At 69.6% G+C, this 9,305-nt stretch carries 9 protein-coding genes and 2 pseudogenes; 5 read left to right on the top strand and 6 right to left on the bottom strand.

Annotated elements, in window-relative coordinates; genetic code table 11:
- Positions 1 to 223: 223 nt before the first annotated feature.
- Entirely contained in the window at positions 224 to 769 is a 546-nt protein-coding gene (locus ACWGJY_RS36980) for a YbhB/YbcL family Raf kinase inhibitor-like protein (RefSeq protein WP_453265282.1), read from the bottom strand.
- A gap of 91 nt (positions 770 to 860) precedes the next feature.
- Complete coding sequence (locus ACWGJY_RS36975) at positions 861 to 1,160, bottom strand: hypothetical protein (RefSeq protein ID WP_453265281.1); 300 nt, start codon at positions 1,158 to 1,160, stop codon at positions 861 to 863.
- A 91-nt stretch (positions 1,161 to 1,251) separates the two neighbouring features.
- Between ACWGJY_RS36975 and ACWGJY_RS36970 the strand changes: the two genes are divergently transcribed.
- Positions 1,252 to 2,067: an NAD(P)H-dependent flavin oxidoreductase gene (locus tag ACWGJY_RS36970; protein WP_453265280.1), complete on the top strand. Its 816-nt coding sequence runs from the start codon at positions 1,252 to 1,254 to the stop codon at positions 2,065 to 2,067.
- A 437-nt stretch (positions 2,068 to 2,504) separates the two neighbouring features.
- Here the strand turns inward: ACWGJY_RS36970 and ACWGJY_RS36965 are convergent, their stop codons facing one another.
- A complete protein-coding gene (locus tag ACWGJY_RS36965) occupies positions 2,505 to 3,374 on the bottom strand; it encodes an alpha/beta fold hydrolase (protein ID WP_453265279.1) in 870 nt (289 codons plus the stop codon).
- Positions 3,375 to 3,693: 319 nt separating this feature from the next.
- Between ACWGJY_RS36965 and ACWGJY_RS36960 the strand changes: the two genes are divergently transcribed.
- A complete protein-coding gene (locus tag ACWGJY_RS36960; protein WP_453265278.1) occupies positions 3,694 to 4,206 on the top strand; it encodes a CGNR zinc finger domain-containing protein in 513 nt (170 codons plus the stop codon).
- Positions 4,207 to 4,950: 744 nt separating this feature from the next.
- Here ACWGJY_RS36960 and ACWGJY_RS36955 read toward each other — a convergent pair.
- Positions 4,951 to 5,723, bottom strand: a pseudogene (locus ACWGJY_RS36955) (MBL fold metallo-hydrolase).
- Between the two features lie 83 nt (positions 5,724 to 5,806).
- On the opposite strand from ACWGJY_RS36955, the gene ACWGJY_RS36950 reads away from it, so the two are divergent.
- Both ACWGJY_RS36950 and ACWGJY_RS36945 read left to right on the top strand, forming a co-directional pair.
- Entirely contained in the window at positions 5,807 to 6,418 is a 612-nt protein-coding gene (locus ACWGJY_RS36950; protein ID WP_453265277.1) for a CGNR zinc finger domain-containing protein, read from the top strand.
- A gap of 109 nt (positions 6,419 to 6,527) precedes the next feature.
- Positions 6,528 to 6,878, top strand: a complete 351-nt coding sequence (locus tag ACWGJY_RS36945) for a hypothetical protein (protein WP_453265283.1) — start codon at positions 6,528 to 6,530, stop codon at positions 6,876 to 6,878.
- Between the two features lie 79 nt (positions 6,879 to 6,957).
- On the opposite strand, the pseudogene ACWGJY_RS36940 reads toward ACWGJY_RS36945, so the two are convergent.
- Both ACWGJY_RS36940 and ACWGJY_RS36935 read right to left on the bottom strand, forming a co-directional pair.
- Positions 6,958 to 7,115, bottom strand: a pseudogene (locus tag ACWGJY_RS36940) (IS701 family transposase); the annotation flags it as partial.
- 411 nt (positions 7,116 to 7,526) lie between these two features.
- Positions 7,527 to 8,507, bottom strand: a complete 981-nt coding sequence (locus ACWGJY_RS36935) for a polysaccharide lyase (protein WP_328383187.1) — start codon at positions 8,505 to 8,507, stop codon at positions 7,527 to 7,529.
- A 247-nt stretch (positions 8,508 to 8,754) separates the two neighbouring features.
- Here ACWGJY_RS36935 and ACWGJY_RS36930 point away from each other — a divergent pair, with 247 nt between their 5' ends.
- Complete coding sequence (locus ACWGJY_RS36930) at positions 8,755 to 9,024, top strand: hypothetical protein (protein ID WP_328383189.1); 270 nt, start codon at positions 8,755 to 8,757, stop codon at positions 9,022 to 9,024.
- Positions 9,025 to 9,305 lie beyond the last annotated feature (281 nt).

Raw genomic sequence — 9,305 nt, 5'->3', positions numbered from 1 at the left:
CAGCAGCCTCGGCTACCGCAGTCCCGCCGAATATGAGACCGCACTCGCAGCCTGACCACCACACCAATGGTGTCCGTCAAAGCGGAACAAGCTCACCCTTGCCTAGCTTGCCTGCACTCGCGATCAGTGGGCCTGAGCTGCGCAATGAGTCTCCGCCCCTAGATAAAGGGGGCGGAGACGGTGGGGCAGGTGGCGCCCGCACAAGGTGCGGAGTGCGGGTTGGCTACGAACGCGGCTCGCCGGTCGGCACGATGACCGCCCGGGCGAGGACATGGCCTCGCATGACGAAATGGAGCAGGGCAAGCGTGGACTGCTCGTTGACGCCCAGAGCGCGTACGGACTCCACGTCCAGCGCATGTACGGCCGTGTAGTAGTGATGCAAGCCCGTGCCCACGGCTGGCGCCGCGCCCACGTAGCCCACGGTGCTGGCGTCGTTCTTCAGCTGGAACGCCGCGCCCGGCAGCTTCGCCTCCGGGACGCCACAGCGGGCCGGCAGTTCGGTGACGTCGCCGGATAGATCGACCAGACCCCAGTGCCAGAAACCGCTGGGTGTGGGGGCGTCCGGGTCGATGATCGTCACGGCAAAGCTCTTCGTGCCGGCCGGCGCCCCGGACCAGGACAGCTGCGGCGAGGCGTCCTCTCCTCCGGGGACGCCGAGCAGGCCACTGTAGTGCTGGTCTGCGTATGGTGCGCCGTCGCTGGTGTCTGCGCTGGTCAGCGCGAACGATGCCATGTGCGGGTCAAGCTGGGCATAGGGGTTGTCGGACACACTGTCTCCGTACGTGCTTCAGCGACCATGAGAGGTCGGGCCATCGGGTTGCCGCGCGCCGTCCACGACGCGCGCCGTGACAAGAACTCAGTCAGCCTCTGCCGGACGCGCGACGCAAGCCGGCACACGCCAGTCGGGTCCCGCCGTAGCCGCACAGGCGCCGCGGGTCACAGACGCCGTCGTCAGCAGCATCCGTCGTTCGGCCGGCAGCCACCGCCCGGCATCGGCTGCCGAGCAGCAGCAGCAGTTCCGGGACGCTGGTGTCGCTGTCGCGGTACGGACGGTTCTCCTCGATGTCGGCCAGGGTGTGCCAGGCGACGACGTCGCGGGCCCTGTCCTCCAGCACCTCGTCGGTGGCGGCGGGAACGCGGCCGAGTTCGCGGCCCTCCATGCGGTCGGGACCGACGCGGACCTGGTCGACAGCGGGCTCGCGGTCGGCGACTGGATCGCCCTGCGCACGGCCCTGGGGGACGTGGGGGGTGATGGAAGGCCGGAGGCCCGACCTGGAGCGGCAGGCCGACGTCCTGCTGAATCTCACGAGCGACCTGATTAGCGGTGCGGTGCGGTTCAGCAATCCGAAGCGGCTGGCGGCCGCGGCGGCGGTGGGCACGGCGGTGGCCGGGGCACTGTACTGGCAGCAGCGGAAGCGCCCGCGAGTCCCTCGCAGCGGCAGCCGGTGCTGCCCGTGGCTGGAAACCGCCGGGCGCAGCCCGGAGCCTCACATGGCCGCGTTGCGGGCCGCCGACGTGAAGGTCATCCACAAGTGCGTCACCGTCCGCCACGCGCTCAAGGCCGAACAACTCGGCGTCGCCGCGGTCAGCATCGACGGCTTCGAATGCGCGGGACACCCCGGGCAGGACGACATCGGAGGCCTCGTCCTCATCCCGGCGGCGACCGCCCGCCTGAGTATTCCGGTCATCGCCAGCGGCGGGATCGCCGACGCCCGCGGGCTGGTGGCAGCACTCGCCCTCGGTGCGGACGCGGTCAACATGGGCACCCGCTTCGTGGCCACCCAGGAGGCCCCGGTGCACGACAACGTCAAGCGGCAGATCGTCGCCAACGACGAGCGTTCCACCAACGTGCTCCTCCGTAAGTTCCGCAACAGCGCGCGCGTCGCCAAGAACACCGTCTCCGACGCCGTCGCCGCCATCGAAGCCCGCTCCGACAGCGCCTTCACGGATATCGCGGACCTGATGTCCGGCCAGCGGGGCCGCCGCGAGGTCCTGACCCAAGGCGACATCGACGGCGGCGTGTGGTGGGCGGGCCAGACACAGGGCCCTCCTTCCGCATGGGGATGACTCCGGCTGCGGCCAGGACGGGCTTCCACACATCTGAGTTGAACATATTTGCGCGGATGGCCTTGCCGTGTTTTGTAGTGCCGACGTCTCGAAGGAGGCGGTCCAGGCTGTCGCTGAGCCGGGTGCAGTTGGCACACCGGCGTCGGGAGGTGGCCCGGCGGGTGTCCAGGCGCCCACCGTGCCCTTTCCGGTTCCTGCGGCCGGGCGCGCGTCCGGCACCCCGCCGGGATGTGGTGCGGTGGTGAGGGCCAGCAGAGCGCGCGTGCAGCTCCCGGCCCCTGACCCCCGTTGCATAAGCCGTGTCCAGGATCCGCGGTGAAGGCCCGTTCACCTCCGTCCCGCCGGCCACGCAGACGACGTGACACGGTGATTGAGATTCCGTTGCCGGCTGCGGCGGCAGGGGTGTGGTGGGCCGCAGCCGCCCCGCTCCCGGCGCGTCAGTCGAGGACGCGGGCGAGGAAGCCGCGGATGTACTCGGTGATGGTCTGGAAGTGGCTCTCCAGGGCGAAGTGCCCGGATTCAAGCAGGCGGATCTCGGCGCGAGGCAGGTCCTGGGCGAATGCCCTGGCGCCGTCGGGGCCGAAGATCTCGTCGTTCGCGCCCCAGACCGCCAGCAGCGGGACCTGCGAGTCGCGGAAGTACTGGTGGACCTGCGGGTAGAGGTCCACGTTGGTCGGGTAGTTGCGGAAGAGCTTGAGCTGGATCTCGTCGTTGCCCGGGCGGTCCAGCAGCGCCTGGTCGTGGACCCAGTTGTCGGGGCTGACCAGGCTCGGGTCAGCGACTCCGTTCACGTACTGCCAGCGTGTGATCTCGGGTGCCAGGGCGCCACGCAGGGGGGCTTCGGTGTCCGGTCCGGGCGCCTGTGCGTAGGCGAAGACGCCGTCCCAGAACGGCTTGACGAAGCCCTCTTCGTAGGCGTTGCCGTTCTGGGTGACGATCGCGGTGACGCGTCCGGGGGCTCGGAGGGCGAGGCGCCAGCCGATGGGAGCGCCGTAGTCCTGTACGTACATCGCGAACCGGTCGATGCCCAGGTGCTGGAGCAGTCCGGAGGTGACGTCGGTGAGGGCGTCGAAGGTATACGGGAAGTCCTGCAGGGCCGGCATCGCGGACTGGCCGAACCCGATGTGATCGGGGGCAATGACGTGGTAGCGGTCGGCGAGCGCCGGGATCAGGTGGCGGAACATGTGCGAGCTGGTCGGAAAGCCGTGGAGGAGGAGCACGGCGGGCGCCTTGGGGTCGCCGGCCTCCCGGTAGAAGACCTCGAGATCGTTGACAGTGGCGGTGCGGTGGTGAACTCCGGAGACCATGCCTCTAACTCCTAAATCTTGCTTTAATGGTTACACATTCAGTCGAGCATGATCGACCTAACTTGTCAAGCAACTTTTATTGGTTAGGTGACGCGGTCGGGGTGCCGCCGGGACGACGGGACGTAGCCCGTCCCAAGCCTCCGCCGTCAACGGTCGCCAGCCAGCACAGCCCCCCTTCGGGCCCCTCCCTGCCCCGGCCGCCGACCGTCCGGCCGGCGCAGCACCTCGACCGAGGAACCTGACGAAATAGATCCGCTTCTCTCGTCAGAACGCGCCTATGTAACCTGGCAAGCGAATCAATATGGTTAGGAGTGGCGAGGTGGCCGATCGAGAACAGCAGGACACCCTGCTGGAGCTCCTCAACACCACACCGGTGGTCAATGGCGCGGCCCAGGACCAGCTCGCAGACCCGGAAGCCGCCAGGTCCTGGCAGCTGGCCCACGGCGGCAGCGGCACCACGGACGAGCTCCGAAGCCTCGCGCAGGCGCGCGACGCCCTGCAGGACGTGGTGCGCGGCAGCCGGCCCGCCACATCGCTGGCCCCGCTCCTGAAAGACGTCACCTGCCTCCCGCACCTCTCCTCTGCGGGGGTGTCCTGGGAGCTGGACGCGCCTGCGGATCGCCGGATGGCGGTAGAGGCGGTCATGGCGTGGAGCGCGCTGCAGGAGGCGATGCCCGGTCGGCTGCGGCCGTGTGCCAACCCGGAGTGCCGACTGTTCCTCCTCGACCGCAGCAAGCCCAACAAGGCCCGCTGGTGCTCGATGGCCCTCTGCGGCAACCGCATGAAGGCAAGGCGCCACTACCAGCGCACCCGCGACGCAGCAGCCGAGTGACTCCGGCGGAACGTGCCGGCCAGCGCGTCTGGGGGAACGACCGTGATGGCGAGGACGTCGCGGCGCACACGTAGTTCCAGGCTGCGCACCATGACCGAGGGCTGTCCCGCCGGCGCGACACCGGCGCAATGGTCACACATGCCGGCCCCGCCGGCTGGCCGGCGGTCCGCGGGCTGCGCGCCCGCAGGACGACCGCCAGAGCGGCCTGGCGGCGAGCGACGAACTGGTCGATCCACACACGCACCTCAGGCCAGCGTGTCCGCCAGCGCCGCAGCCCGGGGACGAGCAGCCAGGCCGTCACCGTCTCCCCGCACATCATCCGCAGACGGCCACCCAGTCTTCCACCACGCACCGCCCCGCATGGGCCGCGCCGAGGCGGCCGCCAAGGCCACGCGGGCTTCCCCGGCAACAGCCCGGCCGGCCACCGTGACCCGGATGCCCCGGAACCAGCCAGACCGCCACGCAGATCCCCCATCAAGGCGGAGTGAGGGCGAGTCCCGTCTCGGCGAGGCATCCGTCGATCAGGTGCGGTCGGTAGCGCAGGCAGCACCGGCGCAAGCGTCCGGGTGCGCTGGTCGATCTCGGCCTTGCGGTGGCGGCGGCGTTTGGTGAACGACCGGTCAATCTCAGCATGCCGAGTCTCCGGCCCGCAGGGCCGTGAGCCACTGATGTCGGCGGCCATGTAATTCCCCAGCGGACGACCGGGGCTCGTTGCACGGAGACTTCGGTGCGCGTGCCAGAGACTCAGGCCGCAGCTATCTCCAGGCGGTCCAGTAGCCCGGCCGCCGTGAAGGCGTCGACCAGGTGGGTGCGGCCCTCGGTGAAGTGGCCCCAGCTGTCGAAGTGGACGGGGACCACACGGCGGGCGGCGAGAATGGTGGCGGCCTCGGCGGACTGAGCGCTGTCGAGGGTGAGCAGGGCGCCGTCGAGCAGAGCGGTGCGGGCGGCGCCGGAGAAGAGGACAGCGGTATCCACGGGAGCGAAGCGATCGGCAACCTGCTGGACCAGGTCCAGTGAGGCGTTGTCGCCGCTGACGTAAACGGTGGGCAGGTCGGGGGCAGTCAAGACGAATCCGATCACCTCGCCGGTGACGGGTTCGCAACCCTCGGGTCCGTGCTGGGCGGGGGTAGCGGTCACCGTCAGGGTGCCGCCGTCGGGGCAGGGCAGTTCCACGGTGTCCCAGGGGGCCAGGCCCCGGGCGGTGCCGCCCAGGCGGTCCGCGCCGCCGCGTGTCGTCAGGACCAGCGGGATGCCGGCCAGTAGTGCACGGCCGGAGTGGTCGAGGTTGTCGGGGTGCTGGTCGTGGGAGAGCAGGACCACGTCGACCGGAGCGAGTTCGGCGGGGTCGACGGCGGCGGGCGCGGTCTTGGTGAGGACGTGGCCGTTACCCCGGGGTACTCACCGGGGGCGTCGAAGGTGGGGTCGGTAAGGAACCGCAGCCCGCGGTACTCGATGAGGGCGGTCGGGCCGCCGAAGACGCTGACGGGGGTCTGTTCGGTGTGCGTACCGGTCATCATTTCCTCACGGATGGAGAGAAGGTTTCCCGTGATGCGAAGCTAGCTCAGCCTCACGGAGAAACGCAAGGCTTAACATGAGATCCATGAAGGAGACCCCGACCGGCGAGCCCGCCCACTTCGCCCCGCTGCCCGCACCTGGCGCGGAGCAGTACCGCGCGCTCGACTTCGCCAACACCGCGCTCGCCCTGCCCGGCGGCCAGTACCTGGACCTGCTCGGCTCGCCCGAGGCGGCGACCCGGTGGCTGGTCGAACGTGACCTCGCGCCGACTGACACGGAGCTGCACGAGGTGTGCGCGGCCCGGCTGCGTGCCCTGCGGGATCAGGTGCGAGCACTGCTCGCGTCCCGGATCGGCGCCCTCCCCGCGCCTGACGGGGCACTGCGTGCCGTCAATGACGCACTGACCTGCGCTCCCACAGCCGCGGTGCTGCGCTGGGACCCCACGCTGGGCCTGCACCGGGTCCGGGAGCATCCCACCGACCAGATCGTCGACCACGCCCTCGCGGTCCTCGCCACCGATGCCGCCGACCTGCTCACCGGCCCCGATGCCGAACGGCTGGCCGCCTGCGACTCGGATCCCTGCCAGCGCTACCTGCTGCGCACCCATGCCCGCCGCCACTGGTGCTCGGTGCGCTGCGGGGACCGCGCCCGCGCAGCCCGCGCCTACGCCCGCCGCACGCAGGCCAACAGGGGCTGAACCCAGTCCCAGCACGGCTCAAGTGATCAGGCATGTTGACGTACTGGAATCCGGCAGAGCGCATAGGGACCGCCATGCCACCGTGTGCGGTCTCCTCACACCAGCCAGCTTGTTCAGCCGTCCGCCGACAGCCACGGCGACGGGTGCCAGCAGCAGCCACATCGCCAGCTCCGGCCGCGGCCCGACCGCGGTTGCCAGGACCGTGCCCGGCACACCGGTCGCCACCGGGGCGGTGAGGGTTCCCGGGCCGTACGGGCCGCATGCGCCGCTCGACCAGCCGTATCTCGACGTGACTGACGCCGTCGGTGATGCCGAGCGCGCTGATCGCAGCCCGCGCGGCGGGGGCGACCACATCGAGGAGCGGGTCGGCGGCGTCAACCGAGTGCGCCAGCTCCTGGAGAACGGAGCCATGCCGACGGTCTTGCGGGTGACGGCGACCACGGTTGCCTGCCCCTGGTAGGTGACGCAGTCGACGCTGACCTGCGGCCTGTCGAGGTGTAGAGGCTCAGGCCAGCGCCGTCCCTTTTGGGGGACCGGGTCAGTCGCTGCAGGGTGCAGAAGGCGTGCGCGACGGAGACGAGGTGACGTGGTGGTGCCAGCCCCTCCAGGTGCGGCCTTCGAAGTGGGCCAGGCCCAGGGCCTGTTTCATCTCCCGGTGGTCGTGCTCGATGCGCCGGCGCAGTTTCGCGGCGCGCACGGGGATGGCTCCCGGACCACCGCCTACAAGCGCCGCATGGAGCTCGCGATGAGCCGGTCGGCCACGCATCGGCCGCAGATCTCGTGTCGTCACTGCCTCCTTGCTCCGCGTACTCGAAAGCGGAGAGCCGGAGTGCAACGGTTCCCCCGCCGGCCGCTGCGCACCGCAGTGCTGAGCTGGGAGAACGCTGATCGGAGCTGTGTGCGGGGGCGATGGTCTGTCAACGGCTGCGTGCAACCGGCCGTCCGTGGGGATCCTTCCGCCTGGCCGCTGTCGGGCGAGCGGGGTTGAGGGCAGATGAGAACGCATCAGCCCTGTCTCGTCGTCTGACCGCGGGCCTGGGAATGTGGAAGCCCCGCCGCTCCGGAGGGGAGGGCGGGGCCGAAGACCCGAGCCATGCGGGACGGCCGGTCAGTGCGGTGCGACCTTGGCGTAGGAGCTGGGGCCCTCAACGGTGCGCACCGCGTCGTCGTAGACCACGATCGGGCCGGTCGCGGCGGTGTCCTGCTCGTAGCTGCTCTTCTTGAACGACTTCCAGCCGGGATGGTAGATGCCGAGCTTGAAGTACGGGCCGACCTGGGCCTTGTAGTCGGTCGGGCCGCTGTAGTTCACCACCTGCCGCCCGCCCTTCCACAGCTGGGCCAGCCCGGCGGCGGTGTTCGACCACTTGGCGTGCAGCACGAAGTCCGTCCACTTCCCGGGAGTGATGGCCCCCAGGTCGATGGTCTTGTGGCCCGATCCGGGCCCTTTGGAGATGCCGCTCTGGGTGTTCCAGTTGATTTTCATCCGCCAGTGCCCCCCGGACACCGACAGGGACACCGGGGGACCGCCGTCACCGTTGCCTGGGGTCTTGCCGGGATCGATCAGGACGGCGTGCCACTGGGCCAGGATGCTGGACTGCGGGTCGGCCTGCCAGTTGGCCGGCAGGTAGATGCTGAAGCCGTACCAGTTCTCCGAGCCTATCGGCACCGAGCCGCGGGAGACCTCCGAGCGGAAGCTGCCCAGCTGGTGCGGCACCGTCATCTGCAGCGCGTGGCTGCCCTCCCTGGCCGGCGGGCTCGGCGAGCTCACCTGCCGGATCAGGCTTTTCGGCTGGGTCTCCATCGCGGCCAGGGAAGTCTGCCCGCGCTGCTGGGCGGCCGTGTCGTTGATGGTCGGACGCCAGCCGTTGTCGGCGGCCCGCTCGAACCCGTCGTAGAGCGCCCCGGCCGGCTCCAACGGGACCGGTGTCTTCTGCCCCTTGTGCTGCTTCCCCTGGGCCGACGCGCTCGCCTTCGAGGAGGCGTTGCCGGTTGAGCCGGAGCCCTCGCACGCCGAAACTGTGAGCCCTGTGGTCGTGAGGGCGGCGACCGCCAGCACCATCCTGCTGCGTTTCCGTACCGTCTGTTTCATCTCTCTGCCTCTCTGTCGGCGTGCTCTCTGTCGGCGTGCCACCGACTTCTGGTGTGCCGCGCTCTGCTCACAGCGGATCTCTGCCGGACGCCTACGGCCGTGCGGACCGTAGCGGTGAATCTTGTGACTTCTTTGGGAGGCAAACAGCGGCGGTCAGAGCTGCTCACCCGACTCGGATGTCAGTGGACGTGGCTTGTCACGACCGCCGTCACTGGTCTCTACCGTGAAGGTGACAGGAGGGGGTCTGATGGGTTCGCTGTACGAGGAGTTGGACGCCCGCGAGGCGGCCGCCCGGGTGCGGGTCGAGGAGCTGGAAGCCGAACTCGCTGAGCTGTCCGGAAAGCTGGAACTGACCCGGGAAGGGCTGGAGCGTCTGCGGATCGCGCGGATCAGACCGGAGCGGAGCCGATCCGGTCAAGCAGCTTCCGGAGCTCATCCGTCTCCGTCTGAGGCAGGGGCAGCAACGGTAGCCGCGGTGGGCCGACCGGGCGGCCCGTCAGGTCGAGCCCTGCCTTGATCGCCCGTGGCAGCCCCCGCCCGACGATGAACTCCAGGAACGGCAGCAGGGTTTCGAGGAGGGTGTCTCATGCAGCGCGCGGACGTCGAACGCACTCAGACTGCAAGACGTTCTCTGCATGCCCCTTTGTGACGCGACTCCAGCGCATCCGTGTAGCCATCCCACTTTCAATGACACATCCAGGACTGAGGTTCCCCCGCTGTGCGAGAGGTGCTGATCAGCTGGTCAGGAGGGGTTGACGGGGTTTCAGGTTCGCCCGTTCGGCCGTTGCCTGCTCGGCG

The sequence above is a fragment of the Streptomyces sp. NPDC054765 genome, from assembly GCF_053612065.1.
The sequence above is the reverse complement of the archived record's forward strand: the minus strand, read 5'-3'. Positions and strand labels throughout refer to the sequence as shown.

Excerpts from the sequence above, each read along its gene's own strand:
- ACWGJY_RS36975 (WP_453265281.1), bottom strand. The coding sequence starts at position 1,160 with ATGGAGGGCCGCGAACTCGGCCGCGTTCCCGCCGCCACCGACGAGGTG.
- ACWGJY_RS36965 (WP_453265279.1), bottom strand. The coding sequence starts at position 3,374 with ATGGTCTCCGGAGTTCACCACCGCACCGCCACTGTCAACGATCTCGAG.
- ACWGJY_RS36970 (WP_453265280.1), top strand. The coding sequence starts at position 1,252 with ATGGAAGGCCGGAGGCCCGACCTGGAGCGGCAGGCCGACGTCCTGCTG.
- ACWGJY_RS36950 (WP_453265277.1), top strand. The coding sequence starts at position 5,807 with ATGAAGGAGACCCCGACCGGCGAGCCCGCCCACTTCGCCCCGCTGCCC.
- ACWGJY_RS36930 (WP_328383189.1), top strand. The coding sequence starts at position 8,755 with ATGGGTTCGCTGTACGAGGAGTTGGACGCCCGCGAGGCGGCCGCCCGG.
- ACWGJY_RS36935 (WP_328383187.1), bottom strand. The coding sequence starts at position 8,507 with ATGAAACAGACGGTACGGAAACGCAGCAGGATGGTGCTGGCGGTCGCC.